General features: G+C 46.1%; 26 protein-coding genes. 2 read left to right on the plus strand and 24 right to left on the minus strand.

What is annotated here, in order from left to right; genetic code table 11:
- Positions 1-30 precede the first annotated feature (30 nt).
- Together CAN90_RS09220 and CAN90_RS09225 are read left to right on the plus strand one after the other, a co-directional pair.
- A complete protein-coding gene (locus tag CAN90_RS09220) occupies positions 31-765 on the plus strand; it encodes an ABC transporter ATP-binding protein (protein WP_085833538.1) in 735 nt (244 codons plus the stop codon).
- The gene (locus CAN90_RS09225; protein WP_085833539.1) at positions 752-1495 is read left to right on the plus strand and encodes an ABC transporter permease; all 744 of its coding nucleotides are present in this window, start codon (positions 752-754) and stop codon (positions 1493-1495) included. Before CAN90_RS09220 ends, CAN90_RS09225 begins: the two co-directional genes overlap by 14 nt.
- A 70-nt stretch (positions 1496-1565) precedes the next feature.
- Here CAN90_RS09225 and CAN90_RS09230 read toward each other — a convergent pair whose 3' ends face one another.
- From CAN90_RS09230 to CAN90_RS09345, 24 genes are all read right to left on the minus strand, one after another.
- Positions 1566-2105 carry a BMC domain-containing protein gene (locus CAN90_RS09230; protein WP_085833540.1) on the minus strand — a complete coding sequence of 180 codons (540 nt, stop codon included), beginning with the start codon at positions 2103-2105 and terminating at the stop codon, positions 1566-1568.
- A gap of 5 nt (positions 2106-2110) precedes the next feature.
- A complete protein-coding gene (locus CAN90_RS09235) occupies positions 2111-3466 on the minus strand; it encodes a 4Fe-4S dicluster domain-containing protein (protein WP_085833541.1) in 1356 nt (451 codons plus the stop codon).
- 93 nt (positions 3467-3559) lie between these two features.
- The gene (locus CAN90_RS09240; protein ID WP_085833542.1) at positions 3560-3841 is read right to left on the minus strand and encodes a EutN/CcmL family microcompartment protein; all 282 of its coding nucleotides are present in this window, start codon (positions 3839-3841) and stop codon (positions 3560-3562) included.
- Positions 3842-3871: 30 nt separating this feature from the next.
- Positions 3872-4693 carry an ethanolamine utilization protein EutJ gene (gene eutJ, locus CAN90_RS09245; RefSeq protein WP_085833543.1) on the minus strand — a complete coding sequence of 274 codons (822 nt, stop codon included), beginning with the start codon at positions 4691-4693 and terminating at the stop codon, positions 3872-3874.
- A 29-nt stretch (positions 4694-4722) separates the two neighbouring features.
- Complete coding sequence (locus CAN90_RS09250) at positions 4723-6141, minus strand: aldehyde dehydrogenase family protein (RefSeq protein WP_085833544.1); 1419 nt, start codon at positions 6139-6141, stop codon at positions 4723-4725.
- Positions 6142-6220: 79 nt separating this feature from the next.
- Positions 6221-6865 carry a phosphate propanoyltransferase gene (locus CAN90_RS09255; RefSeq protein WP_085834329.1) on the minus strand — a complete coding sequence of 215 codons (645 nt, stop codon included), beginning with the start codon at positions 6863-6865 and terminating at the stop codon, positions 6221-6223.
- A 75-nt stretch (positions 6866-6940) separates the two neighbouring features.
- Positions 6941-7210, minus strand: a complete 270-nt coding sequence (locus CAN90_RS09260; protein ID WP_085833545.1) for a BMC domain-containing protein — start codon at positions 7208-7210, stop codon at positions 6941-6943.
- 45 nt (positions 7211-7255) lie between these two features.
- On the minus strand, positions 7256-8122 hold the full coding sequence (locus tag CAN90_RS09265) for a DUF7973 family transport facilitator (RefSeq protein WP_085833546.1): 867 nt from the start codon (positions 8120-8122) through the stop codon (positions 7256-7258).
- Between the two features lie 23 nt (positions 8123-8145).
- The gene (gene metK / locus CAN90_RS09270; RefSeq protein WP_085833547.1) at positions 8146-9342 is read right to left on the minus strand and encodes a methionine adenosyltransferase; all 1197 of its coding nucleotides are present in this window, start codon (positions 9340-9342) and stop codon (positions 8146-8148) included.
- Positions 9343-9364: 22 nt separating this feature from the next.
- On the minus strand, positions 9365-10378 hold the full coding sequence (locus CAN90_RS09275; RefSeq protein ID WP_085833548.1) for a response regulator transcription factor: 1014 nt from the start codon (positions 10376-10378) through the stop codon (positions 9365-9367).
- A 1-nt stretch (position 10379) separates the two neighbouring features.
- Complete coding sequence (locus CAN90_RS09280) at positions 10380-11669, minus strand: sensor histidine kinase (RefSeq protein WP_085833549.1); 1290 nt, start codon at positions 11667-11669, stop codon at positions 10380-10382.
- Between the two features lie 79 nt (positions 11670-11748).
- Positions 11749-12864 carry a 1-propanol dehydrogenase PduQ gene (locus CAN90_RS09285; protein WP_085833550.1) on the minus strand — a complete coding sequence of 372 codons (1116 nt, stop codon included), beginning with the start codon at positions 12862-12864 and terminating at the stop codon, positions 11749-11751.
- Positions 12865-12883: 19 nt separating this feature from the next.
- Positions 12884-14263 carry an aldehyde dehydrogenase gene (locus CAN90_RS09290; RefSeq protein ID WP_085833551.1) on the minus strand — a complete coding sequence of 460 codons (1380 nt, stop codon included), beginning with the start codon at positions 14261-14263 and terminating at the stop codon, positions 12884-12886.
- The gene (locus CAN90_RS13880; RefSeq protein ID WP_085833552.1) at positions 14260-15000 is read right to left on the minus strand and encodes a BMC domain-containing protein; all 741 of its coding nucleotides are present in this window, start codon (positions 14998-15000) and stop codon (positions 14260-14262) included. The genes CAN90_RS09290 and CAN90_RS13880 overlap by 4 nt, the downstream gene beginning before the upstream one ends.
- A 30-nt stretch (positions 15001-15030) precedes the next feature.
- On the minus strand, positions 15031-15753 hold the full coding sequence (locus CAN90_RS09300) for a hypothetical protein (RefSeq protein ID WP_085833553.1): 723 nt from the start codon (positions 15751-15753) through the stop codon (positions 15031-15033).
- Between the two features lie 118 nt (positions 15754-15871).
- On the minus strand, positions 15872-16156 hold the full coding sequence (locus CAN90_RS09305; RefSeq protein WP_085833554.1) for a BMC domain-containing protein: 285 nt from the start codon (positions 16154-16156) through the stop codon (positions 15872-15874).
- Between the two features lie 46 nt (positions 16157-16202).
- A complete protein-coding gene (pduB, locus tag CAN90_RS09310) occupies positions 16203-16991 on the minus strand; it encodes a propanediol utilization microcompartment protein PduB (RefSeq protein ID WP_085833555.1) in 789 nt (262 codons plus the stop codon).
- A 28-nt stretch (positions 16992-17019) separates the two neighbouring features.
- Positions 17020-17940, minus strand: coding sequence for a glycyl-radical enzyme activating protein (locus CAN90_RS09315; protein ID WP_085834330.1), 921 nt, complete (start codon positions 17938-17940; stop codon positions 17020-17022).
- Positions 17941-18024: 84 nt separating this feature from the next.
- Positions 18025-20565, minus strand: a complete 2541-nt coding sequence (locus tag CAN90_RS09320; RefSeq protein WP_085833556.1) for a glycyl radical protein — start codon at positions 20563-20565, stop codon at positions 18025-18027.
- A gap of 255 nt (positions 20566-20820) precedes the next feature.
- Positions 20821-21402, minus strand: coding sequence for a DJ-1/PfpI family protein (locus CAN90_RS09325; RefSeq protein ID WP_278335044.1), 582 nt, complete (start codon positions 21400-21402; stop codon positions 20821-20823).
- A 59-nt stretch (positions 21403-21461) separates the two neighbouring features.
- Positions 21462-21911: a EutP/PduV family microcompartment system protein gene (locus CAN90_RS09330; protein WP_085833558.1), complete on the minus strand. Its 450-nt coding sequence runs from the start codon at positions 21909-21911 to the stop codon at positions 21462-21464.
- A gap of 9 nt (positions 21912-21920) precedes the next feature.
- Positions 21921-22304, minus strand: coding sequence for a BMC domain-containing protein (locus CAN90_RS09335; RefSeq protein ID WP_085833559.1), 384 nt, complete (start codon positions 22302-22304; stop codon positions 21921-21923).
- Between the two features lie 77 nt (positions 22305-22381).
- Positions 22382-22624 carry a hypothetical protein gene (locus CAN90_RS09340; RefSeq protein WP_085833560.1) on the minus strand — a complete coding sequence of 81 codons (243 nt, stop codon included), beginning with the start codon at positions 22622-22624 and terminating at the stop codon, positions 22382-22384.
- Positions 22625-22885: 261 nt separating this feature from the next.
- A complete protein-coding gene (locus CAN90_RS09345) occupies positions 22886-26275 on the minus strand; it encodes an SEL1-like repeat protein (RefSeq protein ID WP_085833561.1) in 3390 nt (1129 codons plus the stop codon).
- Between the last annotated feature and the right edge of the window lie 151 nt (positions 26276-26426).

Consider the following 26426-nt stretch of genomic DNA (forward strand, 5'->3'; position numbering starts at 1 on the left):
TTTAATAAGAATACAGGAGGGTATTAACACATGGAAACTGTTATTGAGGTTCAAAACCTAAACAAATCCTTTGAACACATTCATGCCGTTAAAAATGTGAATATTTCCATTAGGCAAGGTGAAGTGTTTGGCTTGCTTGGTGCTAACGGTTCCGGCAAAAGCACAACCATAGAATGTATATTGGGAACTAAAAAATCAGATACGGGAAGTATCTCGATTTTAGGCATGAGCCCACAACAAGACCGTAAAAAGCTTTTTGAAAAAGTGGGAGTACAATTTCAAGAAGCCAATTACCCAGAAAAAATTCGGGTTGCGGAGTTATGCGAGGTTACGGCAACGCTCTACAAAAAGGCGCTGGATTATAAACCACTGCTAAAAGAATTTGGTCTATGGGAGAAACAAAAAAGCTATGTAAGTGAGCTTTCCGGTGGACTAAAGCAGCGTTTATTCATAACCCTTGCGTTAATACCGGATCCGGAGGTCGTATTTTTAGACGAATTAACCACCGGGCTAGATGCAAGAGCCAGACGCGATGTATGGAAAAGCTTATCACAGCTAAAAGAAAGAGGAATGACTATCTTATTAACCTCTCATTTTATGGATGAGATAGAAGCCCTTTGCGATAGAATTATGATTTTAAAGCACGGTGAAACCATCTTTTACGGTACGGTACAGCAGGCGATGCAAGAAAGCGCCTGCGAAAAATTGGAAGATGCGTATTTATGGTATACAGACGAGGAGGAAATAAGAATTGAAAGCATTTAAAACTATTTTTATAACAGAGTGCAAGCTTTCTCTGCGAGGAATCGACATGTTTATATTCGCTATTTGTATGCCGGTAGTTGTTATTCTTCTTTTAGGAGCACTATTCGGCAGCAAGCCGGCGTTCGATGGTGCCCCATATAGTTTTTTAGAGCAATCCTTTGGCGCGGTAGCTACCATTGCTATTTGCGCAGGGGGCGTGATGGGGCTGCCCCTTGTCATCTCTGACTACCGCAGTAAGAAAATACTAAAAAGGTACCAAACAACCCCAACGAGCCCGGCACTATTATTGGCCGTGCAGGTCGTTATTTACGCTCTTTATTCCTTTGCCTCTCTCGTACTCATCTATATTGCCGGTGCACTGTTTTTCGGTTATCAACTTCGAGGCTCTTGGCTGCAATTCTTTGGTGCTTATCTGCTTGTGATGCTATCTATTTTCAGCATTGGTCTTCTCGTAGGAGGGCTCGCACCCAATACAAAGGTTGCCGGTGTTGCGGCTAGTCTTCTCTATTTTCCCATGCTACTATTTTCAGGTGCAACCTTACCCTACGAGGTTATGCCGCCAGCCCTGCAAAAAGCGGCAGATTTATTGCCCCTCACACAGGGAATTAAGCTTTTAAAATCTTCTTCACTTGGGTTGGCGACCGAATCGATTCTCTTTCACACCATTATAATGCTTTGTTTGGCAGTGATTTGTACGGGCATCTCCATTCGATTCTTCCGGTGGGAATAGATAATTACTCACAATTACAAAAAGACAAGGGTGCTTATTTAGGCACCCTTGTCTTTTACTTAAAATGAATTTATAGCAAGGTTTGAAGTATCTTTTCGGAGGGTCTGGCAATCACCGTAGTGGAGAGAAGTAGCTCCGTTTCTGCAATTGCCGCTGCAACCGCAGTTTTTACAGCCTCTACATCTCCCGTAAAAAGCACGACCCCCTTTCCACCAATGGCATACCCGATTTTCACTTCGATTAGAGTAATATTGGCAGCTTTCGCGGCAATATCTGCCGCACAAATACCAGAAGTTACAGAGTAAAACTCCATTACCCCAATCGCTTTTAACGAATTTACTGGGTTTGTCAAGCCGATTGCCGGAATTAATTGGGAGTGTATATTGGGAATCAGCAGGCTATCCACATAATACTCCCCCGCAGCCTGCTTGCCCCTTTTCATAGAGGTCTCAACGTCGCTTGTACTGCCGCCAATAATCACAATATATTTGCCGGGGCAAACGGTGGAGGCCTTCACTAACTGCGCGTTACTCACTTTGAGCATTTGATCGCTAACATCGATTCCGCGTGCAATACTGGAAAGCTCAATTACACCAACTGCTTCTCTCATTGTTCTTAAGCCTCCCTACTGCGGCGAATCACTGCGCCGTCTGCATTTATCTCTGTCACGATGCCATCCAAACTGGAGTGAATGTTGGCAGAAAGCCCTTCAGCAACCGCTGCCAGCAAATCGCCTTTTTGCACGGTATCACCTGCCTTTACCACAGGCAAAGCAGGCTTACCAATGTGCTGCCGGAATGAAATATACACCTGCTGTGGGAACAACTCGGTACAGTCATCCCCAGCGTGCTGATGATAATAGTCGGAAAGCCCAAGACGAGCCACCAAACGCTCAGTCGGTACCTTCCCATACAAAGAGGCTTCTCTCACTGTTGGGGAAAGATTGCGCGGAACCTGTATTCCCTGCTCACGCAGCCTGCCCTTTAGGTAAGAATTCACCTTTCGGGGTGATAACCCCATGGGGCATGAGAACATTTCGCACAAACCGCAGTCACAGCAATTAGCAGCCATACCGAACACCTTTTGGTACTCGTTAGCATCAGAGATAAGTTCCTCCCGAAACAAATTACGCATTAAAAGGTGTGGCTGAATTTGATGCCCGATTAAATAGCGTGGACACAAGCTGGTACACATTTGGCACTGCACACAGGCGCTTTTGGCCTGCAGCTTAATCCGTGTGAGTGGTAACACTGCTCTTCTTACGAGATAATGATTCTTAGGCAAAACGATAAGGTTGCCGGTGGTCTTTGTGATGGAAAGTCGATCTATTTCTGAGGAGTCTAGTACCACCTTACCCATCATAGGGCCGCCAACAACGACACCATATTCGGAAAGCTTCGGCTTAGCGCTAGCTATGCATTCCCGTACCGGCGTCCCGATTGGAACCTTACGCATCACAGGGCGCTCAACCTCGCCAACAATGGACAGGTACTTCTCTGTTACGGGAATCCCTTGCATAGCATCATAAACACTGAGCAAAGTGCCTACATTGTCTACCACCACTCCAACATCAAGCGGAATTCCACGCTCCGGCACTGAACAACCGCACACCTGCTGAACTAACACCTGTTCATCCCCTGCGGGATAAAAGGATGGCATTTCAAACAGTTCAATTTGTTCGCCTGATTCAGCAATTGCCTTTTTTAGAGCAGCAATCTCCCTGCTATATTTCTTCTTTAGTGCAATAACAGCCCTTTTGGCACCAATATGTGAAGCTACCGCATTGATTGCCTCAACGATTTGAATTGGGAAAGTACGCATAAAATACTTGTCGGTTTCAATGAGCGGCTCGCATTCCGCTCCATTTACAATAAAGCACTCTGCTTTTGCCGCCAACTTTACATGGGTGGGGAATCCGGCTCCCCCTGCCCCAACAACACCTGCGGCTTTCACCGCTTCTATGAAATCCATACCGTCACCATCCTAAACGGCCATTACTACCGGTCGCTATTTGAATTCGCATGAACATGCTTTTACTTGGAAAAAGTAGAAATAATATATTCGCTAGAGCACATTCGTATTAATTTCTTTATCGTCGATAATGCCAACCACTGTTGCATCTACCGGAATATCAGAACGCCCCAGTGCAGTGCGTGCGGAGCTGCCACTAACGATTAATACCGTTTCACCAATTCCCGCTCCAATACTATCAACCGCTACGATGGGGGTACCAGGCTTCTCTCCCTCCAGTAAATTGAGTGGGCAAACAACTAAGAATTTAAGTCCTCGCAGGCTTTCTTCCTTACGTGTTGACCATATGTTTCCGATCACTTTCCCTACCAGCATAAAAAGCTCCTCCCACTCCCATAGAGGGGGTTATTTTTGTATACAATTCATCGCGATTCCCGTTGGCGTAACCAAAAATGGATTTGCCGGCTTATAAGTAGGAATACCGGTCTCTTTTTCAAATATGGATTCAATACCCGCCAAACAGCAGGTTCCTCCACAGAGATAAATAGCACTCACGGAGTCTTTACTAACGTATTTCTTTACAATAGTCGCCATTTTCTCAATAACCGCTTTCACAACCGGAAAGATTTCTGTGTGCCGGGAGGAATCGAGCTTAATCGCCTCTGCCTCTGCAATGGGGATTTGATAACTCCCCGCCAATACGAGCGTTACGTGGGTGCCGCCGGTTGGTTCATCTTCAATTTGAACCACCTTACCGTCTTTTAGAATGGCAAGACCCGTAGTTCCTCCGCCAATGTCTACCACCACACCCTCTGATACACAGTAAATGGTATTGGCGGCGGTGGGTTCGTCAAGAACATGGATGACCTGCATCCCCGCACTCTCGGCTACATAAATATGTGTTTTCAGGCTGCTGTCGGTTCCAGCTGGCATAGCAATTGCACATTCCTCTAGCTGCCTGCCAAGCCGCTCCTCTAATTTTTCTTTGAGCTCCCGTACAATACGGCAAGCACCAACGTAATCTACAACAACACCGTCACGCAGTACACTAGCCGCCTGTTTTTCACAGGCAACCGGGTGATTTTCGGCATCCAGCACAACCAGTACAATATACGCCGTACCAAGATCCAGCCCAACCTTCAGCTTACCGGAGCATGGCTCAAAGGTTTCTTTTTCTGAGCGTTCTACCTGTGAAATATATTCATTGATTCGTTCTAATTCCAACAACTCTGCCGCCTCCGTTTCTGAAATGCTCCTTAGCGGATGTGCAGTGCGTCCGACATAACACAACGGCGCTTTCTGCAGAAGGAGCGGGCAGTGGTTAACCCCTCTCCTGTTGGCCCGGCTATGGTAAAGGTCGTACAGCCTTCTCCGCCAACTCCTATTCCTGCATAGGACGGTGCATTTTTTACAAAGATAGTGGTTTGCAGCAGCTTTGCCATCTTAGTAAGCTTATCTACATTCTTGGAATGCATGATCGCTGTATGGCGATTGCCTCTCTCCGCTACCAATGCAATTTCGATTGCCTCATCCACATCTGCCGCCCGAACAATGGGGAGAATCGGCATCATTAATTCTTCCATGACAAAGGGATGATCTTTCTTTGTTTCCATAATAATTACGCGTACATTCTCACAACCGTTAATACCAAGCTTATTTAAAATGTATGGGGCACTCTTTCCTACAAACTCTACCTTAGGGCCACCCTTATCATTCGTAACCATTTGCAGCAAACGGTTAATGGTGCTTTCTTCCTTAATTTCGCAAGCACCGGCATTTTTCATGTGCCAAATCAGGCTGTCTGCAATACTATCAACTACGATGACCTCTTTTTCAGCAATGCAAGGGAGGTTATTATCAAAGCTACAACCATTCATGATGTCTTTTGCGGCTTTATCTGCATCCGCAGTTTCATCTACAACCACAGGGGGGTTGCCCGCGCCCGCACCAATTGCCTTCTTACCGGTAGACATTACCATCTTCACGATACCAGGGCCTCCCGTCGCAACTAAAACCCGAACCTTAGGATGCTGTATCATTTGATTGGTATTCTCAACAGAGGGTTCGCGTACTGTTACAATTAGATTTGCAGGAGCGCCTACCTCTTGCAGTGCCTGATTTAAAGCGGTTACCAGCACATGGGTCACATTTTTCGCCCTTGGGTGAGGGCTGAATACGACGGTATTCCCTCCGGCAAGCATTGCAATCGAATTGCAAATAATGGTTTCTGTCGGGTTCGTTGCAGGTGTAACCGCACCAATCACGCCAAAGGGGCAGTATTCTACGAGAGTTAGTCCCTTATCTCCGGTAAGCGCCTCGGTGATTAGATCCTCCGTACCGGGAGATTTTTCTGCCGCTACACGATTTTTAATGAGCTTATGTTCATAGTTACCCATTCCGGTTTCTTCCACCGCCATGCGAGAAAGCTTCTCGAGCATCTCTGGAGCCAGTACCGTTTTCCGGATGGTGTCAACATATTTCTGGCGATCCTCCATGGAAGAAAACAAATACTTTCTTTGCGCTTCTTCACTGGCCTTTACCGCGTCATCCATGGAATCAAAAATTCCACAGTTACCGCAGGTGCTATTCGATTCGCTTTCCTCAGCGGTGCTGCTCTTCATTTCTTCCATTACCAAACGGGTAACCTGTTCAATCAATTTATCATCTAATGTCATAGCTTTCAGCTCCTTAAATAACAGAAATTGAATTTATTGAAAACCCTTACGTTTCTAATAAACCAACATTATTTTCTAATTAGCGGCATTTGCGAACGAGTACATAATCGTTATTCTTAAGTCCACATGCATTTGCTTCGTCGGTATCCAGATGTATTTCCAGAGCGTATTGATTTGAAACACGAACCAACACATTTCCCAATATACAGCGCCTTTCGCCGCAGGTTTCTACCTCTACAATTTCTTTATCACAAATTCCCATGCGCTCTGCAATTTCTGGCGTAGCATGAATATGGCGTAGTGCTACAATAGCGCCACAGGGCAACTCAAGCGTTCCAGCGGGGCCGCAAATTTGTAAGCCGGGCGTATTTTCCAGCTGACCAGATTCTCGAATAGGCGCTTTTACTCCTAAACGAAAACTGTCTGAAAGAGAAATTTCCACCTGACTGTTATTGCGAACCGGACCCAGAATGCGAACATTTTCAAAGCTACCTTTTGGCCCGCGAATAGTAACCGTCTCTTTGGCGGCAAATTGGCCGGGCTGACCAAGGTCTTTGATGGGGGTTAGCCGATAACCGGAGCCATATAATATTTCTAAATCTGCCTGGCTAACATGAATGTGGCGGTTCGATACTCCAACCGGAACCATATAGGCTTGCATTTCATGCAGCCGCTCCACAACCAGCTTTGCAATGGTTTCTACCGTTTGATCTGTGTGCTTCAACCCTTGCACACCTCCCTGCTTTCGATTTCGGCCCGCCGCTAAGGTGCGGTCGGGCCGTTTCATCCTTGCCGTAGGTTACGGCAATATCTTCTCTGTGTCGGAATGTGGCCTCGGAATCACATGGCGAGAAACTACCTCGCCCACAGCGGTTGCCGCCGCTACACCAGCATCTACGGATGCCTTTACCGCGCCGACATCTCCGCGTACCATAACGGTTACTAACCCAGAGCCAATTTTCTCATAACCAATTAACACAACATTCGCTGCTTTTACCATGGCATCGGCAGCTTCAATCGCTCCAACAAGTCCTTTTGTTTCAATCATACCCAATGCTTCGCTTGACATATTGCATTCCTCCTAAAAATAAGGTTTTATTCCAAAACGGATTGATTATGCAAAGAACCCGTTGACAAGAAACATGCTGACAAAAATGGTAAATGCGGGTGGGTCGATATGGGTATCGCAGTGGCTATTGAAGGTTTTTGCCAGTGTATCTCCCAATACGGTGCAGAAAATTGCCACGATAACACCAACCCACACATTACCGGTCATTACCGCTGCGGATGCCGCCGGCAATGTAATGTGATGAGTTGCGGGAGCGGCAAAACCCGTTTGCACAAAAATAAGGCTAACCGCACTCAAGCCAAAGCAGGCAATTGGGAACATTGCCATCGCCTCTTTGGGGGCACCCGAAGACAAGAGCGATACTGCTACGCCGCTCACAGCTACACCAACCCCTAACCCGAGCAGAATGTTATATACCAGCGGGTTGCCCGTGGGTACCCATGCTCTTTTTTCTTCCCCTTCATATTTGCCAAATAACCCGGTGCTACCAAACACCAAGCGTGTAATAATGGCAAGTGTAATCACCGTAATAGCAGGTAAATCTGTTTTCAGGTGAAGAATATCCCCATAGAGGAACTTCATAAGATACCCCATTACACCAAACATTCCGCCTACACATATTACTGCGGAGCTGCCGGTGCCATTCAGAGAATATAAAATATCTGCTCCATTGGGAATAAGCTTCTTTTTACCCGCAAAGGCCGCAGCAGCAACACCACCGGCAAACGCAATATGCGGCCCCAGCATAGAACCGAATGTGATACTGCCAACGGATAACTCGGCGATTCCCGCCATACCCATCAAGCCGCCTACTACTGCAAACACACCTGTTAAAATGAATACCGGTAGTGCTCCCAAAATCGCACCCAAAACTCCCCCGCCAAAAGCCGCCGCCAATGCAAATAAATCCATTCCTCTCAACCCTTCCTTTTTGACTAACGAAACATACTGCGAATACAATTCACCGCTTTACTTTGCAAGGCTTCCTTTTTATCGGTTTCTTCCCACCGGAAGCCTTGATTTTCCCGACCAAAATGTCCATACACCGCTGTCTTTAAAAATTGAGGCTTACAAAGCTCTAGTTGTTCTAAAATGCTGGAGACGGAAAACGAAAATACCTCATTTACAATTTGGTTCAGGTCATCCAGGGAAATACGCTGTGTACCAAAGGGATTCACCGTTACCGCCTCCGGCTCAGGCAAGCCAATGGCATAAGCCAAAGAGACCTCGCAGCGCTCCGCTAAGCCCGCCGCCACAATGTTCTTAGCCACATAACGAGCCATGTACGCCGCAGAACGGTCTACCTTTGTTGGGTCTTTGCCTGAGAAAGCACCGCCGCCGTGTCGCCCTGTACCGCCGTAGGTATCTACCATAATTTTTCTGCCGGTAAGGCCCACATCGGCCGCCGGGCCACCCGTAACAAAACGCCCCGTAGGGTTAATATGTATTTTCGTATGATAACTAAGGAGGTTGGAATCAATCACGCCGTGTATCACTTCATTTAAAATGGCGTCTTGCAGGTACTCGTACCCAATTGCCTCATCGTGCTGTGCAGAAACAACAATGCTGGTAATTTCAAGCGGCTTTCCACTCTGAGAATACCGTATGGTGACTTGAGATTTTCCATCTGGATACAGCCACGGTAAAAGCTCCTGGTGTCGTACCTCTGCCAGCCGTTTGGTCAGTTTATGTGCCAGCTCTGCGGTGAGGGGCATGTAGGAAGGCGTTTCGTTACACGCGTAGCCATACATAATACCCTGATCACCTGCTCCAAGGCAGCTGCCAGAGCCAACCGGCTGGTTTTCGCCGTCTACCCCTCTCGCAATATCCGTAGACTGAGTATTTAAATTGGTAAGCACCATACAGGTACGGTAATCCATCCCTTTTTTCACTTCCGTATAGCCTACGTTTTGTAAAACTCTGCGGGCTACATCTTCCGCATTGACTTTTTCACAAGAGGTAACTTCTCCGGCAATCATCACTACGCCGGGAGATACCATTGTTTCTACCGCGACTCTGGCATGCGGATCTTTGGTTAGGTAAGCATCCAAAATCGCGTCCGATATTTGATCGCACACCTTATCGGGGTGCCCCTCGGTAACGGATTCAGAAGTCACCAGATAATCACTCATCGTTTTCACCTGCCCTTGAGAGCTACCGCTCGGAGGTTACTCCAGCGGCTTTCTTGTATTGATACACCGTTTTATTCTCGTATTTTTTAAATACCTTGCTAAAATAGCCGCTTTCGTTATAACCTAACCGAAATGCAACGTCTGCAATGCTCAAGTCTGTGTATTGAAAGAGCTCTTTTGCGAGCATCAATTTCCTTAAATGCAAGTATTCCATCACACTTACATTCAGGCAATTTTTGAAGATGCGGCTAAGGTACCCTTGGCTGACTGCACAGTTTTCAATAATCTGTGTTAGGCCAATTTCCTCCTGAATGTGTGCATTCATATACGCAAATACATTTTGCAGCAGCTCATACTTGCGAATGCTTTCTTGCTGCAAAACATAATCCATAACTCGGAAGAGCCAAATTTCCATTCCTGCGGGAGATGCAAGAAACGCTTCGCTGAGCGGAAATAGCTCTGCACAATCAACCGACCGAGTAGAAATGTGCCCCAAATGATTCAGTATATTTTGGCCAAGCTGTTCGGCGGCGGTAGTTACCTGCTCGCGGTTTACGCCGCAGGTGCGAAACAGCTCCTGAACGATTTCGGGAACCTGATAATACATTTGCTTAAAGTCTTTTTCTTTTAGGACCTTCAAGGTCATATTCCAGCAGATTAGCTCAGGTTGTGCATGATGACTGAATTTTTCGAGTAAAGTACGAATTGTCCCGCAGGATACCGGTTTCGATATGTACTCTTTCACTTTTGCACGCAATGCTTCTATTGCAAAATCAAAATGGTTATACGAAGACAATATGTATATTGTGATTTCAGGGTTATTGGCATAGATTCGTTTGCTAGCCTCAATACCAGACATACCGGGCATCATGATATCCATAAAAACTATGTCCGGCCTTTCCTTACGGCACAGCTCTACGGCGTCTTCCCCATTGCCTACGGAAAACGCGACCTCAAATCCGGGCACCTTTTCAATCATTATCTGTAAAGCATCCCGCATGAGCTGTTCATCATCTGCTATCAATATCTTATACATATCAATTAGCCTTTTCATCAAAGTTTTTCGGATAACGAACTATACTGGTAGTGCCAACTCCGTCTATGCTCTTTATCACTGCGTCATATTCACTGCCAAAGGAACTTATCAGCCGCTGGCGGGAAAAAGCGATACTTGCTTCAATGGAAGATCCTTCATAGGAACCTTTATACTGCTTAAACAGCTGAGCGATTTTTCTGTCGCTAAAGCCCGGACCGTCATCCTCCATTTTGAATACAACATCATCCCCTTGGTACTGTGCAGTAATGCGTAGTATACCAGGTTCCCTCTTTTGGCCTATACCATAAAATACAGCTCGCTCCACAAAAGGCAACAATATGCGGCTCGGGATTTTCTGCATGTTTAAATCTTCCGCAATGTCAAGAACATATTGCAGCTGGTCACCCATACGCTCTTTTTGAATGTTTAAATAGCGCTCCAGATTTTCTATTTCTTCACTTACGAAAACGTTATCCCTAGTCTCAGAAAAATTAAACTTCATAAATTCTGCGAACAAATTAATCGCTCGGTTGGTACGGGGAGCATCCTCTATCACAGATAGATTCGAAATTGCATTCAGGCTCTTGAACAGAAAATACGGATTCATCTGCGTTTTAAGGGCAGCGAGCTCGGCTTCTTTCTCTTTTTTCTGCTCGTTAAGTGCCTCCAGTTCTTTATCGAGATCTTCCTTTAGGACCAATCGAGATAGTTCCTTTTCCGCAAGCTGATTTACAATCAAAGAAACTAAGTTTGCAATGTGAAAAAACTTTTCGTATGGATAAATTGCAATAGAATCAAACAACGCATCCATTTTGGGGTCTTCTCTGTGGTTGCGGTCGTGGTGGAGTACATTTTCTAACCGGCAAATGTCCTTTGGGGCATCCTCACAGCGAATTTGCCCGCCAATAAAACCACCGAGATAATGTCCTCGTACAATAATAGGAATAGCAATTTCAATAAGTCCGCAAGGGCAAAAATAGACATAGGTTTTCTGCGTAACTGCTGCCTGTATCGCCCCGAACGCATCTGAAGACATACAGATTCTCTTGGCACTTTCCTCTTTGCGAACCTGCCGACAAAAAGGTGTAAACGAAGTCATTTCTGTAATGGGCTCACCCCGATAATCTACCGTTACAAACGCAAGACCTGTTGCTTTTGCTATTTTATCTTGAATATTTTCTAAAACCTTGATGCCAAAGAGACGTGCGATACTGAAATTGCTCATGGAGCCATCTTCTTCAGCAATCGTTTGGAAGCCGGGTTGAAATTTTGGTTTCTCTGTCATTTCCATAGGTAACATCCCTTCCTTCAAGAATATAGTAATTGAAGTCACAGCTTCATTATATATACCCTTGTTTAATAAGGAAAGACTAATATATCGAATTTAATAATTTTGCTATATCTTCCGGCTCGATTCTTGTCGGATTTGACGTCATACACCAATCTTTTAATGCGTTGATTGCCAGAGTAGGCATTGCCTCGTTATAATCTCTTCGAGAAATACCACAATCTCGAACAGTTCCCGGCATTTTCATTTGGAATTTGAAGTGTTCGATACAACGAACCAAGTCCCAAACTGCCTCTTCTTCATTTTTATTTGCGGATGAAATACCAGTGTGACAAGCAAGCTTTGCATATTTGCTGCGAACCTTCAGATCTTTGCTGTTGTGCAGCACCACATCCTTTAAAACTATCGCATTGGCTAAACCGTGAGGAATATGAAAAATGCCGCCCAATTGATGTGCAATGCTATGCGAAAGACCCAAACCCGCTTTATCGAATGCAATACCGGCAAAAGTTGAAGCTTCGTGCATTTGCCCTCTTGCCTGCAAATCATCCCCTTTGCTGTAACAAGTAAAGAGAGAAGAGCGTACAAATTCTACGGCTTTTTCAGCCATTGCATCCGAAAAAGGATTGGAACCTGTTGCCACATAGGCCTCCAGTGCATGAGTGAATACATCCATGCCGGTGTTAGCAGTAATTTGGGGCGGCACGGAGAGCACCAAGCGAGCATCTAAAATTGCCTCATCCGGCATTATGCTTTCCTCTACTACCATGTGCTTTATTTTCGAATGCGTATCGGTAAGCACTGTAACAGAGGTAACCTCAGACCCTGTTCCGCTTGTAGTAGGTACTGCAATGAGCTTTACGTGAGAACTGCCGGACATTTGTCTAGAAAAATACAGAACGCCCTTAGCGGTATCAATGGCAGAGCCACCACCTAAGGCAATCATCACCTGCGGAGCAAAGTGCTGGAATTGTGCCAACGCTTTTGCCACTGTGTCTAAAGGTGGGTCTGGTACAACCTGATGAAATATTTTCACATCGCAGGTAGAATCTATTACCTCTAAAAGTTGACGGACGCCCCCATTTTTGAGCAAGAAATTATCGCAAACTAAAAATATCTTCTGGTCTTTATACTTCGATAGAACCTGTAAAGAACCGATTCCGCTATGTATCTTCGTTTTTAAGTAGATGCTGTGCAAAGGTGTTCCTCCTGTTCTATCAGCGAATCGTAAATGCGTTGGCTAGTGTACATCTTCTTCTTCGGCAGAAATGCCGGGCCGTAGTTGTACCTTCTCCGGTTGCAGTTGCAATGGTAAAACTAGTATCGCCTTCGCCATCAAACCCAATGCCAGCAAGCGCAGAGCTGTTTTTCACAAACACCGCTGTTTGCAGTTTTTGAGCAGCGTAATTTAGTCGTTCTATCATCTGAGAATGAATGGTTGCCGTATGGCGCATCCCTTGTTCAATTTCGCAGGCGAACTCAACGGCCTGCTCAAAATCCTTAGCACGCACCAGTGGAACGAGTGGCATGCGCAGCTCTTCTGTTACAAACGGATGCTGACGAGCCGTATCTACCACAATCAGCTTCACGGTTTTATCACATTGCATCCCCGCGGCAGAAAGAATCTCAGCTGCACTTTTGCCCTCCAAGGCTTTATTCGGTGCCATCTCTGGTGTTATAGCAGCCAGCGTTAGCTGTAGCATTTTTTGCTCATCTTGAACACAGCAGGCATGCTGCTTTTGCAATTCACACAGAAACTCATCCGCGACTGAATCTACAATCACAATGCTTTTTTCTGTGATACACGTTAGGTTGTTATCAAATGAGCAGCTAAAAACAAGATCTCGCGCTGTATTTTTTAAATTTGCTGTTTCATCAATAATGGCTACTGGGTTAGCAGGGCCAGCTCCAATCACCTTTTTCCCACAGGCCATTGCCTGCCGTAGCATTCCTGCTCCTCCCGTAGCAATTACCAAGGGAATATCCGGGTGATTCATTAGTTCACGAGTGACCGCCATCGAGGTTTCTGTGAGGGTTGAAACCAAATTATCAATTCCACAGGTTCGGCTGATTGTTTGGCTAATCCGCTCCGTTACATATTGAGATACAAGCAACGACCTTGGGTGCGGAACATGAATGACTGCATTACCAGCTGCGAGAAGACCAATGGTGTTGCAAATTAGCGTTTCGCAGGGATTGGTACAGGGCTGTACCGCACATGCCACACCATAAGAAGATAGCTCATACAGCGTCATACCGCAGTCTCCGGTTTTTACCTCTGTAATCAAATCTTCCGTTCCCGGGGTTTTTTCAAGGACAAGAAGGAGCTTCTTTTTCTTATCCTCTGCGATTCCCATTCCGGTTTCTTCAACTGTCATTTGAGCCAGCCTCTCAACAAGTGGAAATAAATCCACTTTGATTGCATCAATAACTTGCTGGCGCTGATTCAATGTGAGCAGAGAATACTGCTGATATGCACTATAAGCAACAGCAACTGCATCATCCACCGAGCAAAAGACACCGCTTTTCAGCGTTTGCTCACTTAGGTGCTCCTGATATATTTGGCTGACTAAGGCTTCAATCTGCTGTGTATTCATCTACTCCCCTCCTCTGGACGTGCAATTTCGGAATCCCCTTGTTTTTTCTTGTTTTTGGGAGGACGCCCCGGTGACTTTGCCGGTCTACCCTTTTTAGCGGGCTTTGCGGCTTCTTGTTCCGTAGCAGATTCTTTTTGCTCCTCTGCCTGTATCTGCAATTCCTCTTTCGCTTCGCTTTCGGAATGCAGAGCATCGACCTCCATAACAGGCTCTATTACCTGATTATCTACTGGGATTTGGTTCTGCTCTCGTTCTATTAATGCAGCCTCTAATGTAGCTTCGTTTTGTATGACAAGCTTTTGCTGCAAGTAAGCCTTTTCCTCTACTGCTGATTCTGGTATTTCCTGCATAGCAATACTCTCCGGCTCATCCGTGTTTACCATGGGTTCTGATTGTGAATCTGGTTCTGGCAACTCTGGTAACGACGAAGCCGGTTCCGGGTCTTCAGGAGGCGGCTCCTGCGTAGTTTTACAGAATACCTCTCCAATGCTCTTCGCTGGTCTAGGAATTACTTTAAAAGACACGAGCTGGCCGTTTTGCTCTGCCACAGCCCTGCCTGTTTGCACGGAGGCAGTAACGGCACCTACATCACCGGTTATTTTAATTGTTATCCAACCAAAGCCCTTTGCTTTTTCTATGCCGATGAGACCCACATTTGCGGTTTTTACCATTGCATCAGCTACGGCAATTGCCGCGGCAAGACCTTTGATTTCAACCAGACCCAATGCGTCGTTCATTTGGCCACCTCGTTTCCTGTTCTTTATGGCTTACACCCGGTGAATCTGAATCCCCAATTCATTGGCTTTTTCCTTAGCCAATAGGGTAATAATGTCGCCCTCCTGCAAGGTTAGCCTACCTTCCTTTTGGCAGGTGATGAGGTCGGCTTCTGTAATAACTCTTTTTTTCTGCTGTTTTGTAATTGCCTGTTCTGGCGTTGCTTTTGGTTGCTCGTTTAAGATAAATGATTGATTGAGTTCTATTCCAAATTCCGATAATGTTCGGATATAATGTTCTATTTTCATTCGGTAAGCTTTGGGTTCTTTTCCGCTAAGCGGCTCCATACCGCTTTGTAGCATTACTACCTTTTTCCCTTGCGAAAAACATTGGCCTACCCACCTCGTTTCAAAGGAATCCTCAATGCAAAGTGCGGTTTTGGCCATTAATTCCCTGCTGGGGAAAGGGTATATCGTGAACGATTCTTCCCTTTGCTCTTTTAGTGCATGCTCCTGCTCTATTACCAAGCAAGCGGGGAAAAGTTCTTTTAGCTTTTGTAGGTAGTAATCGTTAAAAAGTGCTTTGGGCAATACAAATACTGCCTGATAATCATGGGGAACCGAAAGGGCGCCCAGCCTTACGAAATAATCGTCTTGCCAGCGTTCCGGTAAAATAAGGTAACAGGCTTTCTGTCGCAAAGGCGGAAGAAGGTTTTCTTCTCCCAACTGCTGGATTACCTTTAATACCATTTGCTTGAGCAGCTCATGATCCAGCAAAGATTACAACCCCTTTCCGCAATCAAATGTTACATGAATTTAACGCCCGGCAATGGGTGCGGGTAAAATGAAGTAGGGGTAAATTCTACCCGCACCTGCCGTGGCTTTTAACTCGCTATTACTTGGAAGCTGCTGTGGGAATAATCTTTTCTGTGTCGGAGTGTGGGCGGGGAATGACATGGATAGAAACAACCTCGCCAACCTGTCTGGCGGCGGCGGCTCCGGCATCTGTTGCTGCTTTTACTGCACCAACATCGCCACGAACCATTACGGTTACCAAACCGGAACCGATTTTTTCGTACCCAACCAAAGAAACGTTTGCTGCCTTTACCATAGCATCGGCGGCTTCAATCGCTCCTACTAGGCCTTTGGTTTCAATCATGCCCAATGCATCTGAATTCATATGGATCCTCCTTTGTTATCATCCGGCTTTTTTGCCGGCGCTTACTTTAAATGTACGGCTGTGTGCTCGATTTTGCTTCACTGCCCAACGCGCCCAACAGCTTTTTTCCCACCTCAATTGCCGAACGAACTGCCTGACGCACAGCGCCGGAATCGCCGGTGAAGGTGAGAATTACTTCGTTTGAATAGCTGGTGCCATGAGAGGGTGAGCTGTAGCTTACGATCTCTACATTAGCGGCTTTTACGGCAACATCGGCTAGAACTGTGGCAATTGCCGCAGGGCCGGCGCACACCATACCAAACGCTCTGCCAAGAGGAGTGCCGAATGCTTTTTCGAGGCAGTAGCTTGCTCTTGCTGTGTACTGGAACTCTAAGTGGCCGGCTTCATTGCCATACACATCGCCAAAGTACTTATCGAGGCTGGCAAGTGCAATTTCTACCGCTCTTCTTGCGTCTGAAACATCATCTGCACCAATGTAAATTAAACTGCCGTGGCCTGCCCCACCTTTGGTATCTCTGGCAAGCTCAATGGAGATAACCTCCGTATTGGTTGCCTTTACGGCATCATCAACGGCCATAATCTGCGGGCCTGCGCCCACTCTTCCGCCAATAATTCCGATAGAACGGTATTTGCCCAAGTTCAGTTTTTCAACCAGCATTGGGTCTACACTTGCAATTACAAGACCAATCGTATCGCCGATTGCAGTACCAACAAACTCCGTCACCCCCAAAGCCTCACAGCAGGCAGGAGTGGAGGCTTTCGAAGCTTCCTCTGGCTTTTGCTTAAGCTCCTCAGCGACCTGATTAATCACTTTCTCAATTAATTGCTGATCCATTGTCTATCCTCCGTTTCTCTTAAATTTGCTATCCACCGATAACACAGTTTAAACCGTAGCTCTCTACAATCTTTTTCAAATGCGCAACCTCTTCTTCTGACAGCGACAATTTCTCCTCCATTTGGTACTCTCTGCCCAGTAGCTCATATTTATTTTCTCCATACGTATGGTAGGGCAGCAAATGGATGGTTTTTACCTGATGCAGTGTGAGTACAAATTCGCATATAGCCTTAATCCCTTCTGGGCTTGCATTTACTCCTGGTATGGTAGGCACCCTCACCACGGTCTCCGTCAGCTCTGAAATCCGCTTTGCATTCTTTAAAATAATTTCATTTGAGACTCCGGTAACCTTTTTATGTATCTCATTATTTAGCGATTTAATATCAAGCAGAGCTAAATCGATAAAAGGAAATACGGTTTCAATTGCTTCGGCAGAAGCATATGCAGTAGTTTCAATAGCTGTATTCCACCCTTTTGCGTGGCAAGCCTTCAGCAGTTCAACTGCAAAACCGCTCTGCAGCAAGGGTTCCCCGCCAGACAGTGTAATTCCGCCGCCAGACCTGCGATAATTGGTTTCATCGCGCTTTAGCTCCTGTATTACCTGCTCCACGGTCAGGCGCTGGCCTTTCATGGTCAGCGCACCGGTCGGGCACACATTTACGCATTCCCCGCAGGCAACGCATTTTGTGTGGTTTACTAGCCCTGTATTTTCGGGGTCTATTGCTCCAAACTTACAAGCCTTAATACATTTACCGCAGTGAATACAAAGTGAGGCCTGGTACATTACCTCCGGCTTTGGGTTCTGTGATTCAGGATTGCAGCACCAAAGGCAAGACAGCGGGCAGCCTTTTAAGAATACGATTGTACGAATCCCCGGTCCGTCATGGATGGAGTATCGCTGCATATTGAACACGGTACCGGTGGCGCTATAATCGATTGGTGAAGGCATTCTCACAACTCCCTTGGTTTTCATTTCATTTGAGTGATGCTTTCCCGCGCAGCGCTTCATGGGTTTCACCCGACTGCCTGCCGATTAGAATGTATGCGCCGTGCGGTTGATGATGTCGTCCTGCACTTCTTTTGCCAGAACAACAAAATGTGCGCTGTACCCTGCCACACGAACAACAAGGTCCCTGTAAGAATCGGGGTCTTTTTGGGCGGCAAGCAGTGTTTCTTTATCAATAACGTTGAACTGAACGTGCATTCCCTTATGGTCAAAATAGCTTCTGACTACGGCTGCAAAGTTCTTCAGACCGTTATCTCCCGCAACAGCGGAGGGCAGGAACTTTTGGTTATACAGTGTACCGTTCGAAGCCACAAAGTGGTCGAGCTTGGCAACGGAATTCGCAGCGGCTGTTGGCCCCTTGTTGTCTTTGCCCGAGCGGGGAGATACACCGTCTGCCAAAGGCTGTTTTGCCAATCTGCCATCGGGCAGGGCAGCAACATCCTTACCGAAGAGCACGTTGGCAGATACGGGGTAAACACCAGCCTGGAACTGACCACCGCGGGGGTTGCGGTACTTCTCTACTTCAAAGCAGTAAATCTGTGCGCACTTGCGGGCAATCATATCCACGTTATCATCGTCATTACCAAAGCTGGGGGTAGCATCCAGCATACGACGAAGATGGTCGTATTTGCCGGGGTCACCGGTGGTTTCGGAGAAATCCATGGCAGAGATCTTCTTTTGAATATCTGCCAGATTAATCGTGCTGGCATTCCCCAAAATCTTTTTCACTGCTTCGTATACCTTAAGCTCTGTATCCTGACTGGCGTTGCCAGAGGGAGCGGCTGCGCGGGAAGCATTCACTGGGTAGCCAAAGTTCGCATCAAGAGCTTCTTTGAGCTGTTCCATTGTAACGCTTTTTTCTTCGAACACATGCTTCTGGATGGCATATACAGAGTCGCCGGTGTCCGCCACACCGAATGCCTGAGGGCCGGTAAAGTTGTAAATCGCTCCGCCCTCCTGCAAGGATTTGCCGCGGCCGATGCAATCATCTACCAATGCGGAAAGGAACGGCAGAGGGGCTCTCTCACGGTGAGCAATATCAACGCAGTTATCGGCTTCCGCCAAGTAATGGACGAAATATTCCATCTGCTTTTTGAACGCTGCAAAGAAGTCGGCTATGCTCTTCCAACCGGTCATTTCGCCGGTAACCGGACCAAGCTGCTTACCGCCGGCCTTGCCGTTATTGAGTGTAATCTCGAGCACCTTCGCAACGTTAAAGAATGCGGCGTCATGCCAGCCTTCCGTCTTATGCGGGCACTGCGGCTCAACACAGCCAATAATGCAGTAATTTCTGGCGTCGCGCAGGGTAACACCACGGTTTACCAGAGCAGGGATAATGACTTCATCGTTGTACATTGCGGGAACACCCATGCCAAGGCGAGCCAGCTCGCAAGCTCTGTACAAGAACTCATCCGGTGCGCCCTGCCATACACGAATGGAGAAGGAAGGAGCAGGCAAACGAACGTGTGCACAGGCTTCCATTGCCATATAAGAGAGTTCATTCGTGGCGTCGAGTCCCTCTTCGTTCTGGCCGCCAACGCACAGGTTCTGGAAAACCGCGTAGCCGGCAAAAGCCTGAGCCGAAATCTCATCGCGTGTTTTATTCACATCATTGAGTTTAATCCAGATGCAATCGATTAATTCTTGTGCGTGCTCCGGAGTTATGTCTTTATCTGCCTGATAGAAAGGATACATGTATTGGTCAAAACGGCCAGGAGAAATGGAGTGACCACTGGACTCGATTTGTAGCATCATCTGCACAAACCAGAACGATTGGCAGGCCTCATAGAAATTAGTGGCTCCGTATTCCGGCACACGTTCACAGTTCTTTGCAATTTGCAGAAGCTCTGCCTTTCTATTGGCATTTGCTTCGGTAGCCGCAAGCTCTCTGGCCTTTTCTGCGTAACGATGGGCAAAACGGATCGCCGCGTTGTACGAGATAATAACGGCCTTATAGAACTGCTCTTTGCGGACGTACTCCGGGTCAGTGCGGTCAATTTTCTCCATGGCCTCTACTACTTGTGTAATAATGCCGCGGAAACCGATTTGCATAACCTTGCCGTAGTCAACGCAAACGTGACCCACACCACCATAAAAATAGTTACCAACCGTAAACACACCGGCTGCAATAGCGGATTTTGCCTCCTGAGACATGTACGAATCTGCCAATGCACTTGTAGTTTTGCCCTCCCAATACTGGAATGCTTCGTGAAGCTCAGCGGCAGTCTCTTTCGGAATTTGGAATGGGTCGGCGATACGGCTGCCCATGGTTTCAAATTCCTTCTCCACCCAATCGAAAGAGAATTCGGGGCAAATTTCAGTAGAGCGGGGATTTTTTGTGATGGCACCTACAATCAGCTCATCATCCCGAATGGTAATTGGCAGCTGATTAAAAATCTTTTCAACCGCCTTCGCTCTTCTGAGAATAACCGGAAGACCTTCTGTCTCTTTGAAAGACTCGGTGACAAGCATCGCTCTTTCCGACTCCACATAGGGTGTCGCGTCCAGAATCATTCTTTTCAGCTTCTCTACCCTTTGTGTGGGCTGTGAAAAACCTTTCGCTAACATTTTACAACCTCCCTTATAATCGTTGAATCACGCAGAACGTGGATATTGATGCTGTTTTGTTTCGCTCTCATTATAAGGGATATTTCCTTTCGCACACTAACACAATCCAGACATAAAATTGTAAAATACAAACTAAAAACAGAACGCAAACAGAACCATTTTGGTTTTTTTATTGAAGAATGCAAAAACAGCAGGCTTCATTTTTGCCTGCTGTTTTTGCATTCTTACTATTTACTTTCGCTTGCCTGCCTTCATTTAGAAGCCCGTAACTCCCAATGCTTTTAAAAAAGTGCGTAAAATAGCCGGGTGAGCCGGCCACGCCGGAGCGGTAATTAAATTGCCATCTCGGTAAGCCTGGTTTGCATCCATAGGAAGATAAACGCCTCCTGCGGCCTCGATCTCCGGCTCGATTGCAGGGTATGCCGTTAATTGAAGCCCTTTTACTACCTTTGCAGCCGTTAATATCTGTATTCCATGGCAGATGGCGGCAACGGGCTTTCTCTGCTGAAAAAACGCTTGAACCAGCGAGATGACTTTGGGATTTAACCTAAGGTATTCCGGGCACCTACCACCGGTAAGATACAGACCATCGTATTGAGCCACACTGCAAGAATCAAAGCTTGCGTTGAGTAAAAAGCGATGCCCGGGCTTCTCCGTATAGCTTTGGTCGCCCTCAAAATCGTGAATCGCTGTCTTTATGTACTCTCCTGCTCTTTTTCCGGGAGTTACTGCATCTGCAATCACTCCAAAGGTCTGTAATGTCTGAAAAGGAACCATAATTTCGTAATCCTCAGTAAAATCCCCTGTTAGTAATAACACTTTGGTGTTTTTTCCCAAGTAAAGCCGCTCCTTTCCGTAAATAACTCCGGTGAATTTCAAACATCCACAGGTAAAATTCAGACATTTTCATCGGCGGCCGAGCTTGCATCCAAATAGGTGAGCAGCTCCTCAATACCATCTCCTGTAAATGCACTTACATGAAATACCATTTTACAGCCAGCCAAGCGCAGCCAAGCCTCTGCACGATCCGGCCTTGCATTTTCCTGGTCAATTTGGGTTACGATTCCAATTACCGGGCGCGTCGCGCCAGCCGCTATATTGGGGCTAAAAAGAGAATAGTCCTCCGTAGCGCTGAGCATTAATGCAATTACATCCGCTTCGTAAGAGTACAAAATAAGAGCTCTTGCAAGCTCCCGATTTTCTGCATATTCACCGGGCGTATCAATCACAACATCGTGCCGGTTCACTGCTTGTGTTTTATGGTATTGCAATTTATGGCCTCGCAGTGCTTGTGTCAAAGTTGTTTTGCCGCATTCTGCTCTGCCAATTAAAATAATTCTTTTCAATGTTAACACCTATGCCTTTGTCAAATTACACACGGTAAAGCCCATTACCGTTTCGGTATACTCCAGTACCGATTCCAACGCGACAATAACATCTGCCATTCTACCGGTAACAATCAGCGTTCCGCTAAAACGGTCTATAAAGCCAATTTCGATTGCTGATTTTTTCATGCAGATATCTGCTGCAATAATTGCTGTTTCGCTCGGGGAAAGGGTAATAATCCCTACCGCCGCATGCACATAATCCACCCTTGGGTCAAGCCCGAGCTTTTGGTAAATAACGGGGTCAGGGCTGCAAATAACGTGCGCCATCGTGATTTGTTTGCCAGGAACAATCTCCTGCACAATGCGCGTAAGGCGTTCACCGCCCGGTGTTTTTAGTTCTTCCAGCTTCACGCCAGCTCCCCCTTGTATGTAAATAAGCAAAAGAAAGGGCTGCACATTATATAGAAAGATGCAGCCTTTTCTGCTTCTCAGCGATTTTTTCCGTCCGATTCCGGTTCGTCGTCTGTCTGATAAAAACACTGCGCACATTCTTTGCTCAGCTTTTTCTTCTCGTCATCTTCTGCCTGCGGGTAATAGCAGCCGGGGCAATCCTCCGCCTGCTCCTTTTTTACCTCTTCGTCTGCCTGCTTATAGAAATTCTTGAGTTCCAAGTGCTGTAATTCTGCCATTTTCTGTGGGGACGCAGCTTCGTTTTTCTTTTTATCTTCCATGAGAACGTCTCCTCCCTCATTGCGGACTTACCGTTACCCTATCATAGCATTATTCTGTTGATTTCCGGTAACGAAATTCAGACTAAATTCATGTAAAATCAAGATATTATACACCCTCAAAAGTTGCTTTATTTTATCTTGCCTTATTTTTGAAGAATAATTATCTGAAAGCATTGGTTTTATTATTTCATGTACGTTACATTGAATAAAAAAGGCTGTAAAGAGATTTTATACTCTTTCCAGCCTTTTTGAATTTACGCCTTATTTGTCGCCTTTGAATAGGGAAAGCAAACTGCCCCAAAAGCCTTTTTTGCTCTCTAAGCGTTTCAGTGCCTTTTCGGCATCTTGATCATTGCCGAGTTCGATTGCTTTACGATAATATTCCTTCGCTTTTTCCATATCCTTTTGAACACCCAGACCCTTTTCATAGAAAAGGCCGAGCTGGCAGCAGGATTGATGTTCGCCTAACTCCACAGCTTTACGATACCACTCTGCGGCCTTCACATAATCCTGCTTTACACCGTGTCCATTTTCATATATTTGACCAATGCTGTACATTGCAGTCTCATCGTTTCGCTCCGCGCCAAGCCCAAACAGGCGCAACGCTTCTGCATAATCCTGTTCTACGCCTTCTCCGCTTTCATAGCAGTCTGCCAAATTACCATAAGAAACATCATTTCCTTTTTCTACTGCCCGCTGAAAATAAGAAACTGCCTTTTTGAAGTCAATTTCAACGCCATCACCATAGCGATACATACGGCCAAGGCTCACCAAGGCACCCACATGCCCTGCCTGAATGGCTCTTTCAAAAAACTCTTTTGCTTTTTGACTGTCCTTCTGAACATCTCTTCCATCTCGATAGCGGAACCCAAGGGTATTTAAAGCTAAACTGTCATTGAGCTCCGCAGCTTTATTGTACCATTCTAAGGCTTTTTCGGTATTCTTTTCGGTGCCGTAGCCATTTGCGTAGCATACACCCATCCAATACACAGCACGAGGATGATTTTGTTCGGCAGATTTGGAGAACCAGTAAAAAGCTTGGTCATTGTCTTCCTCTACTCCATTGCCGTAGTAGTAGCAAATCCCTAAATTAGACTGAGCACGAGCATAACCCTGTTCTGCTGAAAGGTGATACAGCTCTATCGCCTTAACTCTATCCTTTTCTACACCCACACTGTTTTCATAGCACCAGCCAAGGTCACACTGTGCGATAGCATGTTTTTTATCTGCTGCAATTTGATAAAGCTCTACTGCCCGCTCCGGATTGCGCTCTACGCCCCAACCATGTTCATAGCAAACACCCAAGAGATGCTGAGCCCGGGTAAAGCCCTGTTCCGCCGATTTAGCAAACCAGTAAACAGCTTTTTCATTATCCTCGTCTACAAAAATACCGTGGTAGTAGAAAAAGCCTATATTGCATTGCGCACGAGCATTTCCCTGTTCGGCAGAAAGGTGGTACAGCTCCATCGCTTTTTCCTTATTTTCCTCAACGCCATCTCCCATCTCATAGCAGAGGCCAAGGTCACACTGCGCATCGGCGTCATTTTTGTCGGCTGCAATGCGGTAGTATTCCACTGCCTTTGTCAGATCACTCTCTACACCGTAGCCATATTCATAGCACACACCCAGCATACGCTGAGAGCGGGAATGGTCAAACTCGGCAGCTTTGCTATATAGCTCAAATGCCTTTGCAGGATCTTTTTCCACCGAATGCCCGTAATAATACAGGTTCGCTAAAGAATAGAGTGCAGGCGGGTAATTTTGTTCGGCAGACTGTTCATATAGCTCTTTAGCAGTCTCAATATTTCGCTCTACACCGTAACCATTTTCATAGCATTCACCCAACAAATTCTGAGCGCGGGGGTAACCTTTTTCTGCCGCAAGGGAGAACAGGCGGTATGCTTCTGCGTTGTCTTCTTCAACGCCAATACCAAGGTAGTAGCACAAACCTAAATTGCATTGTGCCGGAATATAGCCTTGATTTGCCGAGAGCGTATAATATTCTACCGCCTTCGCTTTATCAACTTCTACATCGTAGCCATTTTCGTAGAACTCGCCAAGCAGGCACAGGGCACGGGGGAAGTTTTGCTCTGCCGCTTTATTAAACCAGATAAGTGACTGTTCTTTATCTTCCTCTACACCAATTCCGTTTAAATAGCAGAACGCCAAATTGCACTGCGCTGGAGCATACCCCTTATCGGCGGATTTGCGATACAATTCAACCGCTTTTGCTTTATCCTCTTCTACACCATTGCCATACTCGTATAAAACACCAAGTGCGCATTGAGCCTCCATGTACTCGCTTTCAGAGGCAGAAAGATACATCTCTGCCGCGCGAGCTGGGTCTTTTTCAATGCCATAGCCATTTTCATAGCAGATACCAAGAAAATACTGCGCACGAGGGTAATTACGCTCTGCCGCTTTGGTAAACCAAAGAACCGCTTCTTCGTTATTCTCTTCCACCCCGGAGCCAATGTAATATAAGTAACCTAAGTTGCACTGTGCGGGGACATACCCCGCATCCGCAGATGCACGGTACAACTCAGCGGCCTTTTCTTTGTCCTGTTCAATTCCAAAGCCATTCTCATAGCACAAGCCAAGAAGGCACTGCGCACGAATATTACCATTTTCTACTGCAATTTTAAACCAGCGTACGGCTTCAACATTATCTTCCTCTACACCGGTTCCGGTATAATATAAGTAGCCCAAATTGCATTGTGCGGGAGAATAGTCTTGCGCTGCGGAAAGCCGATACAGCTCAATTGCTTTTTCCATATTCTCTTCGGTGCCCCAGCCATTTTCATAGCATTCACCCAAAAGGCACTGTGCCTGCCCATACTCATTATCTGACGCTCTTGTTAACCACTCAAATGCTTTGTCTTCGTCAACATCTACATTAATTCCGTTTAAGTAAATCATACCCAAACGTGTTTGCGCAGGAAGATATTCGTCCTCAGCTGCGACCGCATACAATTCGAGTGCCTTCTCAATATCCTTATCAACGCCATAACCGTTTTCATAGCATTCCGCCAGCAAAAACTGTGCACGAGGGTACCCTTGCTCTGCGGACTTTTCAAATAATTCCATAGCCTGGTAATTATCCTCTTCCACAGCAATACCATGGTAATAGAAAAAGCCTAGATTGCATTGTGCCGGAGCATACTCTAAATCTGCGGAGATTTGGTAAAGCTCCAGTGCTTTTTCTTTATCAATTTCCACCCCAATGCCTACTTCATAGCAAAGCGCTAAAGCACATTTTGCAGACGGTAAGCCTTCCTCCGAGGCTTCCGTGTAGAGCTCGAACGCTCTTTTTTCGTCCTTTTCTACGCCAATACCATTCTCATAGCAAGCACCCATATAGTAAATGGCAGAAATATCACCTTGCTCAGCAGCCTTCTGGAACCAGTAAAAGGCCTTGTCGCCGTCTTTTTCAGCTCCGCTTACCCCTCTATAATAGCATTGTGCAAGCTGCATTTTTGCTTCAATGTCATCCTCTTCTTCCGCTCTTACAATCAGCTCCTGCAACTCTTCCTGCTGTTGCTTCACGGTTGCAGCCGCACTACGAATTAAATTCGGATCGATAAATACGAATTCATATGGGTCCTTCGGCTCAGTTTCGCTATTATGCTGCTGATTTTTCTCATCTTGCATAAAATAACTCCTTTTCTTTCTGGCTTTATTTTATTTTGAGCGGCAATTCCTCTTGACGAAAAGAGCGACGTTAACCACTCAATATACTTTTCTTAATAATTAGTATAGCATAATTGTCGTAATTTGTCATCAATGGAGTCATAAATTCACG

This window comes from Clostridium merdae (genome assembly GCF_900176635.1).
Lineage (GTDB): Bacteria > Bacillota > Clostridia > Oscillospirales > Acutalibacteraceae > Faecalispora > Faecalispora merdae.

Excerpts from the sequence above, each read along its gene's own strand:
- CAN90_RS09220 (WP_085833538.1), top strand. The coding sequence starts at position 31 with ATGGAAACTGTTATTGAGGTTCAAAACCTAAACAAATCCTTTGAACAC.
- CAN90_RS09230 (WP_085833540.1), bottom strand. The coding sequence starts at position 2,105 with ATGAGAGAAGCAGTTGGTGTAATTGAGCTTTCCAGTATTGCACGCGGA.
- CAN90_RS09235 (WP_085833541.1), bottom strand. The coding sequence starts at position 3,466 with ATGGATTTCATAGAAGCGGTGAAAGCCGCAGGTGTTGTTGGGGCAGGG.
- CAN90_RS09240 (WP_085833542.1), bottom strand. The coding sequence starts at position 3,841 with ATGCTGGTAGGGAAAGTGATCGGAAACATATGGTCAACACGTAAGGAA.
- CAN90_RS09250 (WP_085833544.1), bottom strand. The coding sequence starts at position 6,141 with ATGACATTAGATGATAAATTGATTGAACAGGTTACCCGTTTGGTAATG.
- CAN90_RS09260 (WP_085833545.1), bottom strand. The coding sequence starts at position 7,210 with ATGTCAAGCGAAGCATTGGGTATGATTGAAACAAAAGGACTTGTTGGA.
- CAN90_RS09265 (WP_085833546.1), bottom strand. The coding sequence starts at position 8,122 with ATGGATTTATTTGCATTGGCGGCGGCTTTTGGCGGGGGAGTTTTGGGT.
- metK (WP_085833547.1), bottom strand. The coding sequence starts at position 9,342 with ATGAGTGATTATCTGGTGACTTCTGAATCCGTTACCGAGGGGCACCCC.
- CAN90_RS09275 (WP_085833548.1), bottom strand. The coding sequence starts at position 10,378 with ATGTATAAGATATTGATAGCAGATGATGAACAGCTCATGCGGGATGCT.
- CAN90_RS09280 (WP_085833549.1), bottom strand. The coding sequence starts at position 11,669 with ATGGAAATGACAGAGAAACCAAAATTTCAACCCGGCTTCCAAACGATT.
- CAN90_RS09290 (WP_085833551.1), bottom strand. The coding sequence starts at position 14,263 with ATGAATACACAGCAGATTGAAGCCTTAGTCAGCCAAATATATCAGGAG.
- CAN90_RS13880 (WP_085833552.1), bottom strand. The coding sequence starts at position 15,000 with ATGAACGACGCATTGGGTCTGGTTGAAATCAAAGGTCTTGCCGCGGCA.
- CAN90_RS09305 (WP_085833554.1), bottom strand. The coding sequence starts at position 16,156 with ATGAATTCAGATGCATTGGGCATGATTGAAACCAAAGGCCTAGTAGGA.
- pduB (WP_085833555.1), bottom strand. The coding sequence starts at position 16,991 with ATGGATCAGCAATTAATTGAGAAAGTGATTAATCAGGTCGCTGAGGAG.
- CAN90_RS09315 (WP_085834330.1), bottom strand. The coding sequence starts at position 17,940 with ATGCCTTCACCAATCGATTATAGCGCCACCGGTACCGTGTTCAATATG.
- CAN90_RS09320 (WP_085833556.1), bottom strand. The coding sequence starts at position 20,565 with ATGTTAGCGAAAGGTTTTTCACAGCCCACACAAAGGGTAGAGAAGCTG.
- CAN90_RS09340 (WP_085833560.1), bottom strand. The coding sequence starts at position 22,624 with ATGGAAGATAAAAAGAAAAACGAAGCTGCGTCCCCACAGAAAATGGCA.
- CAN90_RS09345 (WP_085833561.1), bottom strand. The coding sequence starts at position 26,275 with ATGCAAGATGAGAAAAATCAGCAGCATAATAGCGAAACTGAGCCGAAG.